Annotated in this window: 21 protein-coding genes; 20 read left to right on the top strand and 1 reads right to left on the bottom strand. The window is 45.8% G+C overall.

What is annotated here, in order from left to right; all coding sequences use genetic code 11:
• Positions 1-110: 110 nt before the first annotated feature.
• The gene (suhB, locus tag L4C35_RS08645; RefSeq protein WP_428462507.1) at positions 111-911 is read right to left on the bottom strand and encodes an inositol-1-monophosphatase; all 801 of its coding nucleotides are present in this window, start codon (positions 909-911) and stop codon (positions 111-113) included.
• 247 nt (positions 912-1158) lie between these two features.
• Here suhB and trmJ point away from each other — a divergent pair, with 247 nt between their 5' ends.
• The 20 genes from trmJ to der all read left to right on the top strand — a co-directional run bounded on the left by trmJ (position 1159) and on the right by der (position 20431).
• Entirely contained in the window at positions 1159-1890 is a 732-nt protein-coding gene (trmJ, locus tag L4C35_RS08640) for a tRNA (cytosine(32)/uridine(32)-2'-O)-methyltransferase TrmJ (protein WP_428462506.1), read from the top strand.
• Positions 1891-2002: 112 nt separating this feature from the next.
• Positions 2003-2521, top strand: a complete 519-nt coding sequence (gene iscR, locus L4C35_RS08635; protein WP_428462505.1) for a Fe-S cluster assembly transcriptional regulator IscR — start codon at positions 2003-2005, stop codon at positions 2519-2521.
• Between the two features lie 31 nt (positions 2522-2552).
• Positions 2553-3767, top strand: coding sequence for an IscS subfamily cysteine desulfurase (locus tag L4C35_RS08630; protein WP_048898098.1), 1215 nt, complete (start codon positions 2553-2555; stop codon positions 3765-3767).
• Between the two features lie 34 nt (positions 3768-3801).
• A complete protein-coding gene (gene iscU / locus L4C35_RS08625; protein WP_428462504.1) occupies positions 3802-4188 on the top strand; it encodes a Fe-S cluster assembly scaffold IscU in 387 nt (128 codons plus the stop codon).
• 21 nt (positions 4189-4209) lie between these two features.
• Entirely contained in the window at positions 4210-4533 is a 324-nt protein-coding gene (gene iscA, locus L4C35_RS08620) for an iron-sulfur cluster assembly protein IscA (RefSeq protein ID WP_048898100.1), read from the top strand.
• A gap of 76 nt (positions 4534-4609) precedes the next feature.
• Positions 4610-5125 (top strand): co-chaperone HscB, encoded by a 516-nt coding sequence (hscB, locus tag L4C35_RS08615; protein ID WP_428462503.1) that lies wholly within the window; start codon positions 4610-4612, stop codon positions 5123-5125.
• A gap of 14 nt (positions 5126-5139) precedes the next feature.
• Entirely contained in the window at positions 5140-6993 is a 1854-nt protein-coding gene (hscA, locus tag L4C35_RS08610; protein ID WP_428462502.1) for a Fe-S protein assembly chaperone HscA, read from the top strand.
• A gap of 2 nt (positions 6994-6995) precedes the next feature.
• Entirely contained in the window at positions 6996-7334 is a 339-nt protein-coding gene (gene fdx, locus L4C35_RS08605) for an ISC system 2Fe-2S type ferredoxin (protein WP_048898103.1), read from the top strand.
• 179 nt (positions 7335-7513) lie between these two features.
• Entirely contained in the window at positions 7514-7714 is a 201-nt protein-coding gene (gene iscX / locus L4C35_RS08600; RefSeq protein ID WP_428462501.1) for a Fe-S cluster assembly protein IscX, read from the top strand.
• Between the two features lie 251 nt (positions 7715-7965).
• Complete coding sequence (gene pepB, locus L4C35_RS08595; RefSeq protein WP_428462500.1) at positions 7966-9276, top strand: aminopeptidase PepB; 1311 nt, start codon at positions 7966-7968, stop codon at positions 9274-9276.
• Between the two features lie 114 nt (positions 9277-9390).
• A complete protein-coding gene (gene pepB / locus L4C35_RS08590) occupies positions 9391-10668 on the top strand; it encodes an aminopeptidase PepB (protein ID WP_428462499.1) in 1278 nt (425 codons plus the stop codon).
• A gap of 41 nt (positions 10669-10709) precedes the next feature.
• Positions 10710-11138 (top strand): nucleoside-diphosphate kinase, encoded by a 429-nt coding sequence (ndk, locus tag L4C35_RS08585; protein WP_428462498.1) that lies wholly within the window; start codon positions 10710-10712, stop codon positions 11136-11138.
• Positions 11139-11393: 255 nt separating this feature from the next.
• On the top strand, positions 11394-12515 hold the full coding sequence (rlmN, locus tag L4C35_RS08580) for a dual-specificity RNA methyltransferase RlmN (protein WP_428462497.1): 1122 nt from the start codon (positions 11394-11396) through the stop codon (positions 12513-12515).
• 176 nt (positions 12516-12691) lie between these two features.
• Positions 12692-13453, top strand: a complete 762-nt coding sequence (gene pilW, locus L4C35_RS08575) for a type IV pilus biogenesis/stability protein PilW (RefSeq protein ID WP_428462496.1) — start codon at positions 12692-12694, stop codon at positions 13451-13453.
• The gene (rodZ, locus tag L4C35_RS08570) at positions 13443-14438 is read left to right on the top strand and encodes a cytoskeleton protein RodZ (RefSeq protein WP_428462495.1); all 996 of its coding nucleotides are present in this window, start codon (positions 13443-13445) and stop codon (positions 14436-14438) included. Before pilW ends, rodZ begins: the two co-directional genes overlap by 11 nt.
• Positions 14439-14451: 13 nt before the next feature.
• Positions 14452-15573: a flavodoxin-dependent (E)-4-hydroxy-3-methylbut-2-enyl-diphosphate synthase gene (gene ispG, locus L4C35_RS08565; protein WP_428462494.1), complete on the top strand. Its 1122-nt coding sequence runs from the start codon at positions 14452-14454 to the stop codon at positions 15571-15573.
• Positions 15574-15667: 94 nt separating this feature from the next.
• Positions 15668-16936 (top strand): histidine--tRNA ligase, encoded by a 1269-nt coding sequence (gene hisS, locus L4C35_RS08560; RefSeq protein WP_428462493.1) that lies wholly within the window; start codon positions 15668-15670, stop codon positions 16934-16936.
• A gap of 13 nt (positions 16937-16949) precedes the next feature.
• Positions 16950-17561, top strand: a complete 612-nt coding sequence (locus tag L4C35_RS08555; RefSeq protein ID WP_428462492.1) for a YfgM family protein — start codon at positions 16950-16952, stop codon at positions 17559-17561.
• A gap of 12 nt (positions 17562-17573) precedes the next feature.
• Positions 17574-18731: an outer membrane protein assembly factor BamB gene (bamB, locus tag L4C35_RS08550; RefSeq protein ID WP_428462491.1), complete on the top strand. Its 1158-nt coding sequence runs from the start codon at positions 17574-17576 to the stop codon at positions 18729-18731.
• A 200-nt stretch (positions 18732-18931) separates the two neighbouring features.
• Positions 18932-20431, top strand: a complete 1500-nt coding sequence (gene der, locus L4C35_RS08545; protein WP_428462490.1) for a ribosome biogenesis GTPase Der — start codon at positions 18932-18934, stop codon at positions 20429-20431.
• Positions 20432-20486 lie beyond the last annotated feature (55 nt).

Genomic DNA, 20486 nt, shown 5'->3' with positions numbered 1-20486 from the left:
TAAGTGCTAGATCAGGTTATCTATAGTGTCGTTACTGTAATTGTTCAATTAAGAGCAAAAAAAAGCCCCGCACAATGTGCAGGGCTTCGAATTTTGTGAGTAATCAAAGATTACTTAGTCAGTGCATCGCTACCGTGTTCACGGATTTTAGCAAGCATTGGCTTAACTACACGTGCGTTACCAGCAACGATGTTGCCAGACGTGATGTAGTTAGTGTTACCAGTGAAGTCTGTACAGATAGCACCAGATTCGCGAGCGATTAGTTCGCCAGCAGCAATTTCCCAAGGCTTAAGGCCTAGTTTGAAAACGCCATCAACACGGCCAGCAGCTAGGTAACATAGATCTAGAGCACTTGAACCCATTTGACGCATATCGTCACACTCAACGAATAGAGCGCTTTGGATTTTCAGGTAGCTTTCAGAATGTTGCTTAGCAGCAAACGGTAGACCAGTTGCAAGGATAGTACCTGCAAGGTTACGCGGTTGAGTTGCACGTAGACGTTGGCTGTTCAATTGAGCGCCAGAACCACGTGTAGCTGTGAATAGTTCGTTACGAGCTGGGTCGTAAACGGCAGCTACTTCAGTACGGCCACGCATGCGTAGTGCTACTGAGATAGCGAAGTGAGGCAAACCTCGTGCGAAGTTTTTGGTGCCATCCACTGGGTCAATGATCCACTGACATTCTTTGTCACGGCCTTCTTTAGTACCAGTCTCTGCACCAATGATGCAGTGATCAGGGTAAGACTTAAGAATTGTTTCGATGATGAGAGCTTCAGCTTCAAGATCGATATTGGTAACTACGTCATTACCTTTTTCAGCAACCTCAATTGATTGAGGCTTCTCTAGTGATTTCATGACATGGTCACCGGCCTTTCGTGCAGCACGAATGGCGATGTTTAGCATCGGATGCATAGGATCTTCCCAACGGATGTTAAAGAACTAAAAAGCGGCGGCGAGTATAACAGAGCCGTGCGAAAATGGAAGTGGTTATTTTTTATTCGGTCTATGTGCGTGCTAAAAGCAGAAAAGGAATATAGCAGCAGGGATTAATGCATAATTCTGATAATAATGTTGATTGAATCTACATGTTTTCCCCACTTTCAAAATGGCTGTGCTAAAATCCCTCGGCTTTAACAAAACGTCGGAAAATTGCTACGCCATGTTAGATAAAATCAGCGTTGTTTTAATTGGTACATCCCACCCTGGAAATATTGGTTCTGCTGCCAGAGCGATGAAGGTGATGGGCTTAACAAATCTTGTCCTTGTCGATCCTGCTTGTGAGATCGATGAGAAGTCTATTGCCCTTGCTGCAGGGGCGGCGGATATTGTTGAGAACGCCAGAATCGTCAACACCCTTGATGAAGCAATCGCCGATTGTGGTTTAGTGATTGGCTCAAGTGCTCGCTCACGTACATTGGAATGGCCTCAGCTAGATCCACGTGAGTGTGGTATCAAGACGATTGAAGAAACGAATTCACACCCTGTTGCTATTCTATTTGGCCGTGAACGTACCGGCCTGACCAACGAAGAACTTCAGAAATGTCACTGTCATGTCTACATTCCTGCAAATCCTGAATACAGCTCACTGAATTTAGCGATGGCGGTGCAGACAATTAGCTACGAGGTTCGCATGGCGCACCTAGAAGCTGAAAAATACAAAGGTGAAACGCAAGAGGTTGAATACCCTCGTGCGAAAGAACTCGAAATGTTCTATGAACACCTTGAAAAAGTGACTCGTCAAACTCGATTTATCAATAAAAACCATCCTGGTATGGTGATGAATAAATTACGCCGTTTATTTAACCGTGCTCGCCCTGAGCAGCAAGAGTTAAATATCCTGCGTGGTATCCTTTCTTCAGTTGAGAAATCGTTAGCTTCTCGCGAAAAGTAGACCTACATAGCAAAGGGTTAAATACCTGACTGAATTGGTCGGGTATATACTTGACTGTTTTAGTCAGGTATGCAAAACTGCTCCCATATACATGAGTGGGTAGCGGTGTGTTATGAGATTGACTTCAAAAGGAAGATATGCAGTAACAGCGATGCTTGATGTCGCCTTGCATTCCCAAGATAGCCCAGTGCCTTTGGCTGATATTTCAGAGCGCCAAGGTATCTCGCTGTCATATTTAGAACAGCTTTTTTCACGGTTGCGTAAAGCCGGTTTAGTCGCAAGTGTTCGTGGTCCCGGTGGTGGTTACCGCCTTGGTGAAGAAGCGAACAACATTGCTATCGGTATGGTTATCGCGGCTGTTGATGAGTCAGTAGATGCGACTAAGTGTCACGGTAAAGGTGGCTGTCAGGGCGGAGCCCGCTGTTTAACCCACACGTTATGGCACGATTTAAGTTCACGCATTAGTGGCTTTTTAAACAACATCACGCTCGGTGAGCTGATGAAAGACAACGATGTTCAAGCTATCTCTGACCGTCAAGATCAGTATTTACAAAACACCGTTGCGAAGTCGAATTTAGTAAATAAAAAACAACACGATAACGCCACCATTGGTGTCGATGTCCGCTCCTAGAGACTAGCTGTCCGTGTTTTCGGAGATGAAAATGAAATTGCCTATATATTTAGATTATTCCGCTACTTGTCCTGTTGATCCACGTGTTGCCGAAAAGATGGTGCAGTGCATGACAATGGACGGCTGCTTTGGTAACCCAGCTTCGCGCTCTCACCGTTACGGTTGGCAGGCAGAAGAAGCGGTAGACAACGCGCGTGAACAAATTGCGGATCTTCTAAATGCTGACCCTCGTGAAATTGTTATCACGTCGGGTGCAACTGAGTCTGATAACTTAGCAATTAAAGGTGTTGCGCACTTTTATCATAAAAAAGGCAAGCACATCATTACGTGTAAAACAGAGCACAAAGCTGTTTTAGATCCATGTCGCCAACTAGAGCGTGAAGGTTTTGAGGTGACATACCTTGAGCCGGAAGAAAACGGCCTGATCGACATGGCGAAATTGCGTGATGCACTGCGTGAAGACACCATCCTAGTGTCTATCATGCACGTGAATAACGAAATTGGTGTGATCCAAGACATCACAGCAATTGGCGAATTATGTCGCGAACGTAAAATTGTCTTCCACGTTGATGCAGCACAATCTGCGGGTAAATTGCCAATCGACGTGCAAGAAATGAAAGTTGATTTAATTTCGATGTCTGCGCACAAATTGTACGGCCCTAAGGGGATTGGTGCATTGTACGTACGTCGTAAGCCGCGTATTCGCCTAGAAGCGCAAATGCACGGTGGCGGCCATGAACGTGGTATGCGTTCAGGTACGCTAGCAACGCATCAAATCGTGGGTATGGGTGAAGCATGCCGTATTGCAAAAGAAGAGATGGAGCAGGATCGTGCTCACGCTGCTGCAATGCGTCAACGCTTACTTGATGGCATCAAAGACATCGAAGCAACAACAATTAATGGTGACTTAGAGCAACGCGTTGCAAACAACTTAAACGTAAGTTTTGCATTCGTTGAAGGTGAATCACTGCTAATGGCGCTAAAAGACCTAGCGGTATCATCGGGTTCTGCATGTACATCTGCAAGCCTAGAGCCTTCGTACGTACTACGTGCACTTGGCTTGAACGATGAGTTAGCTCACAGCTCAATCCGTTTCTCTTTTGGTCGTTTCACGACAGCAGAAGAAATTGATTACGCAGTAAATCAAATCAGCACTGCAGTTGAAAAACTGCGTGAGATGTCGCCTCTTTGGGACATGTACAAAGAAGGTGTAGATTTAGATACTGTTGAGTGGGCACACCACTAATCTTTGCGGTCATATAGCATTCGAGGAAATTATCATGGCATATAGTGAAAAAGTCATCGATCATTATGAGAACCCGCGTAACGTGGGCTCATTTGATAAAAACGATAAAAGCGTTGGTAGCGGCATGGTGGGTGCACCAGCTTGTGGCGACGTAATGAAGCTACAAATTAAAGTTACTGATGAAGGCATCATCGAAGATGCGAAGTTCAAAACATACGGTTGTGGCTCTGCAATTGCTTCTAGCTCACTGATTACTGAGTGGGTTAAAGGTAAAACACTAGACGAAGCTGCATCAATCAAGAACTCAGCGATTGCTGAAGAACTTGAGTTACCGCCTGTAAAAGTTCACTGCTCAATTCTTGCAGAAGATGCAATTAAAGCAGCTGTAACTGATTACAAAAAGAAACACGAAGAAAATTAATTCCGTTGAGGGTTGTTGTACATGGCCATTACTATTACTGAAGCGGCAGCAAGTCGCGTAGCTACTTTCTTAGAAAACCGTGGTAAAGGCATTGGCCTTCGTCTCGGCGTCCGAACTTCAGGATGTTCAGGAATGGCCTATGTGCTCGAATTCGTTGATGAACTCGATGAAGGCGATCAAGTGTTTGAACAGCAAGGGGTTAAAGTGATCATCGATCCTAAGAGCCTTGTTTACCTTGATGGTACTGAGCTAGATTTTGCCAAAGAAGGCTTAAATGAAGGCTTCCAGTTCAACAACCCGAACGTATCGAGCGAATGCGGTTGTGGCGAGAGTTTCAACGTATAATCGCCTTTTCTATGCGTAGTACAAAGTGTGAATCATCCCACTTTTTACTGCGCATTTTACTGATACTAGATGCGATATGAATCATTTCGAATTATTTGGGCTACCTTTCCAGTTTGACTTGGATGGTAGCCTTCTTTCACACCAGTTCCGCGAACTACAGCGTCGTTTCCATCCTGATAACTTTGCTACGGCTTCAGAGCGCGATCGCCTGATGTCAGTACAAAAAGCCGCTCAAATTAACGATGCATTCCAAACACTCAAGCAACCAATTTCTCGTGCAGAGTACATGCTTTCCGAGCGCGGTGTCGATATCCGTGGCGAGCATAAAACCTTGCAAGATCCCACGTTTCTAATGCAGCAAATGGAACTGCGTGAAGAGCTTGAAGAGATCCCAGAGGCCAGCAACCCTATTGATGCTTTATTTGATTTTGAGCAGCAGACTAAAAAGCTCTATAAAGCACAGTTGGCCCAACTGGAGACGTTATTGTCTGAGAGTAATTGGAATGACGCGGCGGATGCCGTGCGAAAGCTTAAGTTTATTGATAAGCTTCGTGATGAAGTTGAGCGTCTGGAAGAGACGTTACTAGATTAAAAACAGGAATCACCATGGCACTGTTACAGATTGCTGAACCAGGTCAAAGCGCTGCACCGCATCAACACCGTCTTGCGGTGGGTATTGATCTGGGTACGACAAATTCATTAGTTGCTGCGGTTCGCAGCGGTGAACCCACAACACTTGTGGATGAAAACGGCCGAGCATTACTGCCGTCAATTGTTCATTACGCAGAGCAAGCAGCATTAGTGGGTCATGAAGCGAAAGCATTCGCTCAACAAGATCCAGAGAACACTATCATTTCGGTAAAACGCATGATGGGTCGTTCTTTGGCGGATATTGAGCAACGTTACCCACATTTACCTTATCAGTTCACTGCAACTGATAACGGTTTACCACAGTTGGTAACGCGTCATGGTGTGGTTAACCCAATTCAGGTTTCTGCTGAAATTCTTAAGACACTAACCGAGCGTGCAAAACAAACACTTGGCGGTGATCTTGAAGGCGTGGTGATCACTGTACCTGCTTATTTTGATGATGCGCAACGAGCGGGCACCAAAGATGCAGCGCAACTGGCGGGTTTGAATGTATTACGCTTACTGAACGAGCCAACAGCCGCTGCGATTGCGTACGGCTTAGATTCTGGCCAAGAAGGCGTGATTGCTGTTTATGACTTAGGTGGTGGTACTTTTGATATTTCGATCTTACGCCTATCAAAAGGTGTGTTTGAAGTATTAGCCACAGGCGGTGACTCGGCACTCGGTGGTGATGATTTTGATCACCTATTGGCAGAGTGGATTGTTACTCAAGCAAACTTGGGTGAAGACCTAACTGCACAGCAACGTCGTATCTTGCAAGATGCAGCTACTGACGCCAAGATTGCATTATCAGCGAGCGATAGCGTTGCGATTGATGTCCTTGGTTGGCAGGGTGAAATCTCACGCGAGCAGTTTGATGAGCTTATTCGACCATTAGTGAAAAAGACCCTAATGGCTTGCCGCCGTGCACTGCGTGATGCCGACGTTGAAAGTGAAGACGTGATTGAAACGGTAATGGTTGGCGGGTCTACTCGTGTGCCATTGGTGCGTGACATGGTGGGTGACTACTTTGGTAAAACACCACTGACAACCATTGACCCTGATAAAGTGGTTGCGATTGGTGCCTCTATTCAAGCTGATATTTTAGCGGGTAATAAGCCTGACACTGAAATGCTGTTATTGGATGTGATCCCACTGTCGCTGGGTATTGAAACCATGGGCGGTATGGTTGAAAAAATCATCCCTCGTAATACAACAATCCCTGTGGCACGTGCGCAAGAATTTACCACGTTCAAAGATGGTCAGACAGCGATGTCAGTGCATACCGTACAAGGTGAACGTGAAATGGTGAGCGATTGCCGTTCATTAGCACGTTTTACATTACGTGGTATTCCTGCAATGGCGGCTGGTGCTGCTCATATCCGTGTGACGTACCAAGTAGATGCTGATGGCTTACTGTCAGTCACTGCGATGGAAAAGAGCAGCGGTGTACAATCTTCTATTCAAGTTAAGCCGTCTTACGGTTTAAGTGATGATGAAATCGCGACTATGATTCGTGATTCAATGACCTACGCACAAGACGATAAAGATGCACGAGCGCTCGCGGAACAACAAGTTGAAGCGGATCGTGTATTAGAAGGACTTATCGCAGCCTTGGCTCAAGACGGTGATACGTTACTGTCGAAGGAAGAGCGTGATGCGTTGGAAGCTGTGATGATGGAATTGGTTCAATTGCGCCAAGGTACTGATGTACGTGCAATTGAAAATGGTATTAAGAAAACAGACAAAGCTAGCCAAGAATTTGCTTCACGCCGAATGGACCAATCTATTCGTCAGGCATTGGCTGGTCAATCTATTGATGAGGTTTAGGCATGCCTAAAATTGTTGTATTACCCCACGAAGATCTTTGCCCTGAAGGCGCAGTACTGGAAGCTGAAGAAGGCCAAACGGTACTGGATGTAGCACTGAAGAACGGTATTGCAATTGAGCATGCGTGTGAAAAGTCATGTGCATGTACAACTTGCCACGTGATTGTGCGTGAAGGCTTTGATTCGTTGGATGAAAGTGATGAACTAGAAGATGACATGCTAGATAAAGCATGGGGTCTTGAGCCTGAATCACGCTTAGGCTGCCAAGCGAAAGTTGCCCAAGAAGACTTGGTTGTGGAAATTCCGAAATACACGCTAAACCTAGCATCGGAACAACACTAATCACAAAATCTGCTTTAGCAGACAAAGTGACAATGAATATAGCCCTCCTGTTAACTGTTGCACAGCAATAGTCTGATAGGGGGGCTATATTTTTATCTAGCGTAGTCATACCTATCTAACCTGCGTAATAACCTCAATACTGACTTATCCAGATTGGTATAAAGAAACAAGGAGTGAAGATGAGTTTGAAATGGATAGATTCGCTTGAAATTGCGATTGCACTTTGTGAACAATACCCAGAGCAAGACCCCCATACGGTACGTTTTACTGACTTGTGCGAGTGGATCATGGCACTTGATGAGTTCGATGATGATCCTAGCCATTGCAATGAACGCGTATTAGAAGCGGTCCAAATGTATTGGATTGAAGAAGCAGATTAACCTTACTTATCTGAAGTTTAACAAGTCGATCTTGCTCTTAGTTTCATGGCTCTAACTTGTTTATCTTCAGTAGACAGGGCAAAGTATCGACAAATTTGATAGAAAGCGGGCCTTTGGTCCGCTTTGTTGTATCTAAATATTTTTTCATCTTGCAAACCTGCGCTAACAGCCCCATAACATACGTAATGACGTTACCGCGCTGAATCTATTGCGCTATCTACTAGATTGGAACAGAACCCAAGGAGTTTTACATGTCTGCCAATATGCTTGTTTTCTTATCTCAAGAGCCCGCTGATGCAAAGTGGGGGGGTAACGCTCTAGTATCATTTGATGCTGAAGGGACCACCATACATGTACCAGACGATAACCAACTGGCAGCAGTACAACGTGCTGGCCGTAAGCTTGATGGGCAAGGGATCAAACAAGTAACCCTTTCTGGCGAAGGCTGGGAACTAGAAAGCATTTGGGCGTTTGTTCAAGGTCACCGTAACTCTAAATCGACTAGCGAAGTGCAATGGCCGACGTTAGAACAAGCTGATGAGGCTGAACTGCAAGCCCGTATTCAAGCGACTAACTGGGTACGCGAAGTGATTAACCAGTCTGCGGAAGTGGTACGTCCATCTCAATTAGCATCACGCGCTGGTGAGTTCATTAAATCATTGGCACCAGATCACGTGACTTACAAAATCGTGAAAGGCAACGATTTGATTGATGAAGGCTGGATGGGTACTTACACCGTAGGCCGTGGTTCCGAACGTTCACCTGCGATGCTTCGTCTCGACTACAACCCAACCGGTGATGCAGACGCACCTGTTCATACCTGCATTGTGGGTAAAGGCATTACATTTGATTCAGGCGGTTACAGCTTGAAACCATCGGGCGGCATGTCTGCAATGAAAGCCGATATGGGTGGGGCGGCAATGGCGACAGGTGGCTTAGCACTTGCGATTGCGCGTGGTACCAACAAGCGTATTAAACTGATCCTATGTTGTGCTGAAAATATGATCTCAGGTCGTGCTTTTAAATTGGGCGATGTGATCACTTACAAAAATGGCAAAACAGTCGAGATTCTAAATACCGATGCGGAAGGTCGCTTAGTGTTGGCAGATGGCCTTATCTATGCGAGCTCACAAAAACCTGAAATGATCATCGACTGTGCAACCCTAACGGGTGCAGCGAAAAACGCACTGGGCAATGATTACCACGCACTATTTAGTTTTGACCATGATCTGGCTCAGCGTGCACTTATGGCAGCAAGCGAAGAAATGGAAGGCCTATGGCCACTGCCATTGGCTGAAATGCACCGTAACATGATGCCATCTAACTTTGCTGACTTGTCGAATATCTCACAAGGTGATTTCTTGCCTGGTGCAAGTACAGCTGCGGCATTCTTATCTTACTTTGTTGAAGATTACCAAAACGGTTGGATGCACATTGACTGTAGCGGTACTTACCGTAAGAGCGCGAACGACAAGTGGTCTGCGGGCGCAACGGGTATGGGTGTACGTACACTGGCTAACATCTTAGGTGATGACGAGCGAGTAGAACAAACGGCAGAATAATCGCCGCTATAAAATACACATTGTGGGGCTGTACAGTCATGACGGTATATTGCTGTACAGCCTAAAACGCAAGCCGCTACCCAGTGTAGAAATAGAAAGTAGAGACAGCACATTATGTTAAGGATTACATTATCATCTGATACCTATTCAGGTGCTTGGGGTGACAACGCGCTTGTTGCCTTTCAAAGCGAAGGTGCCGCGATTCACTTCGCAGGCGATTACCCTCTTCGTCGCATTCAACAAGCCGGTCGTACTTTACAAGCGCAAGGGGCAACCCAAGTGGCACTTGAAGGTGAAGGCTGGAGCTACGAGCGGCAATGGGCATTTTACTGTGGCTTTGCAGCAACCTCTAAGCCTATTGAGCTGAAATGGGCCTCGGTTGATGAAGACGAACTTGAATTATTGAATGCGCGTCGTCGCAGTGCGGATTGGGTACGTCAGGTTGTAAACGCAACCCCAGAAGATATGTACCCAGAGAAACTGGCCAATGATGCGATTGAATTCCTGAATCAGATCGATGGCGATAACATTAGCCATCAGCTTGTCGTTGGTGATGAGCTGCTTGAAAAAGGCTGGATTGGCACCCACAGTGTTGGTCGTGCAAGTAGCCGTCCACCTGTGATGCTAACGCTAGATTTCAACCCAACGGGTAACCCAGATGCACCTGTATCTGCATGCTTAGTGGGTAAAGGCATTACCTTTGATTCAGGTGGTTACAGTATCAAGCCGAGCGCGGGTATGGTTGCCATGAAGTGCGACATGGGCGGTGCTGCAACAGTGACAGCGGCATTAGGGTATGCGATTGAGCAAGGTTTGAGTCAACGTGTGAAGTTGATCTTATGTTGCGCCGAAAACTTAATTGCAGGCGATGCCTATAAGCTTGGTGATGTGTTAACGTACAAGAACGGCGTAACCGTTGAAGTAGTGAATACTGATGCAGAAGGACGTTTGGTTCTTGCAGATGGTTTGATTGCTGCCAATGAAACCAAAGCGCCATTAGTGATTGATGCGGCTACCTTAACCGGCGCAGCTATGATGGCTGTTGGCAGTGATTACAATGCAATTTTCGGTTTAGATAAATCACTACTGGCGAAAGCTCAGCAGCTTTCGGAGTTGGTTAACGAGCCTGCATGGCCTCTGCCTCTGGAGAAATGGCATCAAAGTCAGTGCCCATCTCACTATGCTGATACGGCGAACAGTCGGGTACAAAAAGGTGGTGGTATGGGCGGCGCATCGAATGCCGCAGGTTTCTTATCTCGTTTTGTTGATAACGAGAATACAAGCTGGATCCACTTCGACTTAGCAGCCTGCTTCAACGACAGTCCGAATGCCCGCTGGGCCGCAGGTGCGACAGGATTAGGGGTTGCGAATATCGCAGCATTACTGTTGTAGTACGACAACAGGATTAAGTAGTTTCAAAAGGAAGAATAATAATGACAATTCAAAGAACATTCTCAATCGTAAAGCCAGATGCAGTTAAGCGTAACTTAATTGGCGCAATCTATAATCGTATTGAAAAAGCGGGTTTTAAGATTGTTGCTGCTAAAATGTTGCACCTAACAGAAGAGCAAGCTCAAGGCTTTTATGCCGAGCATCAAGAAAAACCTTTCTTTGCTGATCTTGTCGCCTTTATGACATCAGGCCCTGTCATGGTACAGGTGCTTGAAGGTGAGCAAGCTGTTGAACGTTACCGTGAATTGATGGGTAAAACCAACCCAGAAGAAGCTGCTTGCGGTACTATTCGTGCGGACTACGCACTTAGCCTACGCCACAACTCGATTCATGGCGCTGATAGCCCTGAATCAGCAGCGCGTGAGATTGCTTATTTCTTCGCGGAAGATGAGGTTTACCCTCGCAGCTAACAGCATAGTTAATGTGATTGGAAAAACGGGAGGCTATTTTAGCCTCCCGTTTTCTTTTTACGCTTATCCTTAAAATAGGGAGCCATAGAAGGGGCAAGAGCAGCAGGGTGTGAAAGCTATTAAGTGGAAACCCAGTAATAAAGCCTGTACAATTTCGCGCCTTAAACAATGTCCTGTCGCACACTACTGATATTTTATTTTTAAGTGGGTGCTCAAGGCGCAGAATTCGTCATGAATTATATGAGGCAACAACCGATGACAACTGTTAAAACTAATCTACTGGATTTCGATCGCAAAGGTCTGCGTAAATATTTTGCTGAAGAGCTTGGCGAAAAAGCATTCCGTGCAGATCAAGTAATGAAGTGGATGTACCATTTCGGTTGTGATGACTTCGACGATATGACGAACATCAACAAGAAGCTACGTGAGAAGTTAAAGGCGCGAGCTGAAGTGCGTGCCCCTGTGGTTTCTGAAGCGCAACATTCAAGCGATGGCACCATTAAATGGGCGATGCGTGTTGGTGATCAAGACGTTGAAACGGTTTATATCCCAGATGAAGATCGTGCAACGCTATGTGTTTCTTCTCAAGTGGGTTGTGCATTGGAATGCAAATTCTGTTCAACGGCACAGCAAGGTTTCAACCGTAACTTACGCGTATCTGAAATTATTGGTCAGGTATGGCGTGCAGCGAAAGAAATCGGTATCGAGAAAGAAACCGGCCGTCGCCCAATTACCAACATCGTAATGATGGGTATGGGTGAGCCGTTGTTGAACATGAAAAACCTGATCCCAGCATTAGAAATCATGCTAGATGATTTAGGCTTTGGTCTGTCTAAGCGCCGTGTCACCGTATCGACATCGGGTGTTGTGTCCGGTCTTGATCAAATGACGGGTAACATTGATGTTGCATTGGCAATTTCTTTGCACGCGCCGACTGATGAACTACGTTCAAGCATCATGCCAATCAACGATCGTTACAATATTGAAACCTTCCTTGAGTCGGTTCACCGCTACATTGAATCATCCAATGCAAACCGTGGCCGTGTGACTATCGAATACGTATTGCTTGATCATGTTAATGATGACATGGATCACGCACGTCAGTTGGGCGAGTTACTGAAAAATACCCCATCAAAGATTAACCTGATCCCATTTAACCCATACCCAGGTTCACCTTACAAAAAGCCGAGCAATTCTCGTATTGATCGCTTTATGAAAACGCTAATGGAATACGGCTTTACGGTTACTGTGCGTAAAACGCGTGGTGACGATATCGACGCAGCATGTGGTCAGCTTGTTGGTGATGTGATTGACCGCACAAAACGTACCCAAGGTAAAGCGCAAAAAGGTGAACAAATTCCAGTAAAAGCAGTCTAAAACTGTAATCTAATGTGTTTATCGAGCTAAGTCAGATACCATCACCTGACAACAGTTATCGCCTGATACTATTGGCCTTTTTTCGTTATTGATAGACTTAAAGGGCCATTAGTGGACACAGAGTACCCTGCTTGTGTGCCAACTGTTCTCAACATGGACGTGAGTAGGATGATATTATGGCTCGATTAACATTAGCACTTGTATTGTGTGGTTTTCTTGTTGGCTGCGTTACCGTTGATCCGAAGAAAAGCTCTGGCGAAAAAGCGTTTGATAGCATTGAAGCATCAGAAGCACGGATCGCACTAGGGTTAAGCTATCTAGAGGTAGGCCAGTGGCAGCGAGCTCGAAAAAATCTTGAGCAAGCGTTAACCTATGCCCCTAAGTATTACCGCGCGCAGAATGCGATGGCGTATTACTATCAAAAAGTGGATGAAGGTGACAAAGCTGAAGCCATGTACAAGCGAGCCCTCAAAGATTCACCAAAAAATGGCGATGTCCGTAATAACTATGGTGTATTCTTGTGTGGACAAGGGCGTTATGATGAAGCCATTGATGCATTTGAACGTGCAATCAAACAGCCTTATTATTATTTAACGTCAGCAAGTTACGAAAATGCGGGTTTGTGTCGCCTGAAACAAGGTGAAGATGAAAAAGCGAGGTTTTACTTTGAACGCGCTTTAGCACACGACCCACAACGAGCCAGATCATTACTACAGCTTGCGCAATTGAATATTGCATCGAAGAATTACAAAGATGCGCGAGTGTTGTTATTTACGTTTAACAAGAGATATGGGTACAAAGCCGATAGCTTATCGTTACTCATTCAGCTAGAGCAACAGTCGGGAAGGCTGACTCAAGCTGAAAAATATGCCGATTTGCTACAAGAGCAGTTTCCAGACTCTCAGCAATATCAGAACTATCTAGCCAATGAAGACTGAACAGAACGAAACGCAAAAAAATGAAGAAGTAATGCGTCCAGGGGATGTACTGCGTCAGGCTCGTGAGGAGCAAGGCTACTCACAAAAAGATATTGCCAGTCGCTTACGTTTACGCCAGACGGTTATCGATGATATCGAGAACAACAACTTTGAAGCTGCACAATCGGCCACGTTTACACGTGGCTATGTTCGTTCATACGCGAAATTTGTGGGCTTAAACGAAGATGAATTACTGGGCCAGCTTGATAAGCTGGGCCACGCGCAACCGAAAGAGCAAGAAATGCAAAGTTTTTCACGTCGCACTAAACGTGAGAAGCATGATAACCGCATCATGAGCCTAACATGGGTGCTGGGCACCGTATTTGTTGGGCTAACAGCATGGTGGTGGTGGCAAAGCCAACAAATCAGCCAAGAAGCTGAGATTGTATCGGTGACTTCTACAGCACAACCGCTGGATGAGTCGCTGGCTAATGCGAATACACTCATGCCGCCAGCTAATTCAACGCCAGCATCTGATGCCTCTGCGGCCAATAATTCAGCTTTATTGCCTGAAACCAGCCAAGCAACTACGGTTCAAACGACAGCTGCGTCATCATTACCGTCTTCTGTTACTGAGCCTGCAACCCTCCCTGAGCTTAAAGCGACGTTCTCGCCAGAACCTGTGATTGCACAAGCCCCAGACATGGCAGAAGAAGTATTAGAAGAAGTGACGCTTGAGGATGATGCAACATCACAAGTGGCGCCAGATACTGATCTCGCCCTAACATTCAGTGGGGATTGCTGGATTGATATTCGTGATGCCAAAGGTAAGCGTTTAGAGACTGGCATTAAAAAGGCGGGTGAAACCCTGAATTTGAATGGCACAGCCCCGTATAAGATAGTGCTAGGTGCGCCTGGTGTTGTTAAAATGCACTATAAAGGCGAGCAGGTAGATTTAAGTATTTATCCTGCTGGTAAAGTCGCACGATTGAAACTGCCGCAGTAATAGAGTAAGAGCAATGCATAACGAATCTCCGATTAAACGTCGTCAGTCCACACGTATTTATGTGGGCGACGTACCCATTGGTGACGGTGCTCCAATCGCCGTTCAATCGATGACAAACACCCGTACTACCGATGTAGACGCGACCGTTGCACAAATTAAAGCACTTGAAAAGGTGGGTGCAGACATCGTTCGTGTGTCTGTTCCGACGATGGATGCGGCTGAAGCATTCAAGTTGATTAAACAGCAAGTGAATGTTCCTCTAGTGGCCGATATTCACTTTGATTACCGTATCGCGCTTCAAGTTGCAGAGTACGGTGTGGATTGTCTTCGTATTAACCCAGGTAATATCGGTAATGAAAGCCGAATTCGTTCTGTGGTTGATTGTGCGCGTGATAAAAACATTCCAATTCGAATCGGTATTAATGGTGGCTCGTTAGAGAAAGAGATCCAACAGAAATACCGAGAGCCAACACCTGATGCGCTGGTCGAATCTGCGATGCGTCATGTTGATATTCTTGACCGCCTTAACTTTGATCAATTCAAAGTCAGTGTGAAAGCCTCTGATGTTTTCCTCGCGGTAGACTCTTACCGTAAATTAGCCGCTCAAATTCAGCAGCCTCTTCACTTAGGCATTACTGAAGCGGGTGGTGCGCGAGCCGGTTCCGTCAAATCAGCTGTCGGCCTTGGCATGCTATTGTCTGAAGGTATTGGCGATACATTACGTATTTCGCTTGCAGCCGATCCAGTGGAAGAAATCAAAGTCGGCTTTGATATCTTAAAATCATTGCGTATCCGTTCTCGCGGCATTAACTTCATTGCTTGTCCAACCTGTTCACGTCAAGAGTTTGATGTGATTGGTACAGTGAATGAACTTGAGCAGCGCTTAGAAGACATCACCATTCCTATGGATGTGTCTGTGATTGGTTGTGTGGTTAACGGCCCAGGTGAAGCAGAAGTGTCTCACCTTGGGGTTGCGGGTAGTAATCGTAAGAGTGCTTTTTATGAAGACGGCCTTCGTCAAAAAGAGCGTTTTGATAACGACAATATCATCGACCAGCTAGAAAATAAGATCCGTGCAAAAGCAGCAATTTTAGACGTTAATAACCGTATTAACGTTCAAGAAGTCGAGAAATAAGCTAAAACGCCTGCTGTAATGCGGCAGGCGGTTCACTATTTCCTTCAATACCTATATATTCGATTCAATTCCCCATCGGTTAACGAGAATAAACGTGGCGAAACAAATTCAAGCAATTCGAGGCATGAACGACTGCCTACCTACACAATCTCCACTTTGGCACAAAGTGGAAGATACGATTAAACGCGTAGTAAGTGCATACGGTTACAACGAAATCCGCATGCCTATCGTAGAATCGACGCATCTATTTAAGCGTGCTATCGGTGAAGTGACCGATGTTGTTGAAAAAGAGATGTACACTTTTGACGACCGCAATGGCGATAGCCTGACACTGCGCCCTGAAGGTACAGCGGGTTGTGTACGTGCAGGCATTCAAAATGGCCTGCTATACAACCAAGAACAGCGTCTGTGGTACACAGGCCCAATGTTCCGCCATGAGCGTCCACAAAAAGGTCGCTACCGCCAATTCCACCAATTTGGTGTTGAAGTGTTTGGCCTAAACGGCCCAGACATTGACGCAGAATTGATCATGATGATGGCGCGTTTCTGGCGTGAGCTAGGTATTTTTGAACATGTACGTCTAGAACTGAACTCGATTGGTTCCCTACAAGATCGTGCTGAATACCGCACGGCATTAGTGGCATTCCTAGAACAGCATATTGATGTTCTTGATGATGACTGTAAGCGTCGCATGCACACTAACCCACTACGTGTGCTAGACACTAAAAACCCAGACGTTCAAGCGATCTTGGTAGACGCACCTAAGCTATCTGAATACTTAGGTGAAGAATCTAAAGAACATTTTGCTGGTTTGTGTGAACTATTAGACGCTGCTGGCATCGAATACCAAGTAAATGAGCGACTTGTACGTGGTTTAGATTATTATAACCGTACTGTATTTGAGTGGGTGACTGAAAGCCTAGGTGCACAAGGCACTGTGTGTGCTGGTGGTCGCTACGACGGTCTGGTTGAACAGTTAGGTGGTAAAGCTACCCCTGCTGTTGGTTTTGCTATGGGTATTGAGCGCCTTGTTCTACTAATGGAAACACTTGAGCTGACAGATGTTCGTCGTTCAGTGGATGCTTATGTAGTAACTATGGGCGACGGTGCTCGTATGGCTGGTATGAAGCTAGCTGAACAATTACGCGAAGAAGTGCACGGCCTACGAGTGATGACTCACTTTGGTGGCGGTAACTTTAAGAAGCAATTTAAACGTGCCGATAATGTCGGTGCAGCTGTTGCGCTTGTGCTGGGCGAAAATGAAATGACCAGCAACACGGTTGTAGTCAAAGATCTACGCGGTGGCGAGCAAGTAACAATGGCACAGAATGAAGTCGCTGCGAAGCTTGCAGAATTGATTTAAGAGAGGACAGGAAGTGGACGTCTACGAGACCGAGGAACAACAGGTTGAAGCGATTAAATCGTGGTGGAAAGAAAACGGTAAAGCCGTTGTTCTAGGTGCTGTGATTGGTCTGGGTGGTCTTTACGGCTGGCGTTTTTACCAAGGTGAAATCCAAGCAGGTAAAGAGCAAGCCTCTGATGCGTATACGCAAGCGATGACAGCGCTAGAAAGTGGTAACGATTCAGCCGTTGCTGACGTTAAAGCTTTCATTGCGGGTCACGAAAGTAGCCAATATTCAGTACTGGCTTCGTTACAGCTAGCAAAAGCTCAAGTTCAAAAAGGTGAGCTTGATGCCGCAGCAGAACAGCTAAACTGGGCTATCGCACAAACGTCAGATGAAGCTATTCTTCCTCTAGCGCAAACTCGTCTTGCTCGCATTTATGCTGAGCAGCAAAAATTTGCTCAAGCGATGGCAGAGCTAGATAAAGTCACAGCAGAAAGCTGGAAAGCGAAAGTTGAAGAGCTTCGCGGTGACATTCTTTTACAACAAGGTGACTCTGCTGCTGCGCGTGAAGCGTATGTTCAAGCACAGCAATTGGGTACATCACCTGTTGTACAAATGAAGCTAGACGATTTAGCGCAGTAAAGGCGGAATTGTATGCAGAAGGTGTTCAAGCAAGCAGTTACCATCGCACTGACGTTAGGTGTGCTTGCGGGCTGTGCAGGTGAAGAAGAATCGATTCAAAAGGCACCGCTTCCTGTTGTCGAAAGCAATTTCACCCCAGTGAAAGTATGGGGACATAAAGTGGGTAGTGGCGTTGGTCAGTACTTTTCTAAATTGTCACCTGCGGTGGGCTACGGCAAAATTTTTGTTGCAGATCGAGACGGTATTGTCCAAGCACTTGAGCCTGATACAGGCAAAGTGATTTGGTCACAAGATCTTGAATCTGACATTACAGCGAAAATTTCAGGTGGTATCACGGTATCGTACAGCAAAGTCTTCCTTGGTACTGAAAACGCAGAAGTGATTGCGTTAGATGAAGAGACCGGTGAAGAGCTTTGGCGTACCAGTGTTGAAGGCGAAGTACTTGCTGCTCCGTTAGTTGATGAAGGTCTTGTCATTGTTAACACGAGCCGTGGTGTCCTTGAAGCGCTAGATGCTGATACCGGTGAAGACAAGTGGCGTTTAAGTGGTGAAGTACCAACGCTAACGCTACGTGGTGACAGCGCGCCTGTTGCTATTTCTGGTGGTGTTTTCTGGGGCCAAGCAAACGGACGTTTAGCGGGCGCACTCATGGGCACGGGCCAAATGTTATGGCAACAACCGATTGGTTCGCCAAAAGGTTCGACTGAAATCGATCGCCTAGTGGATGTTGACGCATCACCTGTTATTGCTGGCGAACGCCTGTTTGCCGTTGGCTATAATGGCAACTTGGTATCTATCGATTTGCGTACAGGTCAGCCAGCGTGGAAACGCAGCTATTCATCGGCGAACAACTTTATTGTTGCGGGTAATCAGGTTTACCTGATCACCGACAAAGATCATGTTGTTGCTGTGGATGCACGAAGTGGTACCGAGATTTGGCAAAACAAAGATCTGGAATATCGCTTGCTGAGTTCACCTGTTGTGATTGATGGCAGTGTCGTTGTAGGTGATAGCGAAGGCTACCTGCATTGGCTTGACCCATACACGGGTGAGTTTACTGCGCAGCAAAAAGTTGATGACAGTGGTATTGCTATTCCACCAGTAAAAGTCAGTGATGGCTACTTGGTGGTAACAAGAGACGGTCAGATCAATAAAATGCAAATGCCGTAAGCTCTGCTATAATACCGCGTAATATTAAGTCGGCTCCTGCTGTTTTAGACAGTCAGGAGCCGTTATTTATAGTAATTTAGCGTAAACTAATAGATAAGAAACGTTAGTTTCAAGCTGGATTCCGTTCCTAGATTATTGTCGTGAAGAGATAAAAATATAGGAATTAGCATGATTAAGACTATGAAAAGTAAGAGGTACTTATGATTCCTGTTGTTGCCCTTGTCGGGCGCCCTAACGTGGGTAAATCGACGTTATTCAACCGTCTTACCCGCACAAGGGATGCGCTGGTAGCTGATTTTCCTGGCCTAACAAGGGATCGTAAATACGGTAGAGCTCAGTTAGAAGAGCACGAATTTATTGTTATCGATACCGGCGGTATTGATGGCACAGAAGAAGGCGTAGAAACAAAAATGGCTGAACAATCGCTAGCCGCGATTGAAGAAGCTGATGTTGTTTTATTCATGGTTGATGGCCGTGCGGGTCTAACTTCATCTGATGAAGCGATTGCTGCGCACCTTCGTAGCCGTGAAAAACCAACCTTCTTGGTAGTAAATAAAATTGATGGTATCGATGCAGATAGCGCATGTGCTGACTTCTGGAAGCTTGGCGTTGATGCAATGTACCAAATCGCAGCGGCACAAAACCGTGGCGTAACGGCCTTGATGGAGCGTGCGTTAGCACCGTTTGCTGATTCTTTGAATGAGAGCGAAGGCGAAGATGGCGAGTTAGTTGATCTAACCGAGCTGAACTCTGCTGAAGAGATCGAAAAAGCGAACCTATCTGAAGAAGATGCAGAAGCTGCGTACAAGCGCCTTCAAGAACAACCGATTAAGATGGCGATCATTGGCCGTCCTAACGTTGGTAAATCAACACTGACTAACCGTATTCTTGGTGAAGAGCGTGTGGTTGTTTACGATATGCCGGGAACAACACGTGACTCTATCTACATTCCAATGGAACGTGATGGTCAAGAATACGTATTGATTGATACCGCAGGTGTTCGTCGTCGTAAGAACATGAGCATGGCGGTTGAGAAGTTCTCAGTGATTCAAACGCTTAAAGCGATTGAAGATGCTAACGTTGTGTTGCTGATTATCGATGCGCGTGAAAACATCTCAGATCAAGATTTAAGCTTGCTTGGTTTTGCACTGAACTCTGGTCGTTCGCTAGTGATTGCTGTGAACAAGTGGGATGGTTTGGATAACGACGTAAAAGATCGTGTTAAATCTGAATTAGACCGCCGTTTAGGTTTCGTTGATTTCGCACGTATTCACTTCATCTCTGCACTACACGGCACAGGTGTTGGTCACTTATACGAATCTGTTATTGAAGCTTACCAGTCTGCAACTAAGCGTATCAGCACGTCATTGCTGACACGTATTATGCAAATGGCGCAAGATGATCACCAGCCACCAATGATCCGTGGCCGTCGTGTGAAACTAAAATATGCGCACGCTGGTGGTTATAACCCTCCAATCGTGGTTATTCACGGTAACCAAGTCAATGAACTCCCGGGTTCGTACAAACGTTACTTGATGAACTACTACCGTAAGTCTTTAGAATTAATGGGTACACCAATTCGTATTCTATTCCAAAGCAGCGATAACCCATTTGAAGGTAAAACGCAGAAACTGACGATCTCGCAAGAGCGTCAACGTAAGCGCCTAACTTCAGCTTTGAAGAACCGTGATCGTGACTAATCACAGTGAGAAAGCATAAAATGAAACCCAGCCCTCGTGCTGGGTTTTTTTTATT

It is taken from the genome of Photobacterium kagoshimensis, from assembly GCF_050337045.1.
GTDB classification, from domain to species: domain Bacteria; phylum Pseudomonadota; class Gammaproteobacteria; order Enterobacterales; family Vibrionaceae; genus Photobacterium; species Photobacterium kagoshimensis.
The sequence above is the reverse complement of the archived record's forward strand: the minus strand, read 5'-3'. Positions and strand labels throughout refer to the sequence as shown.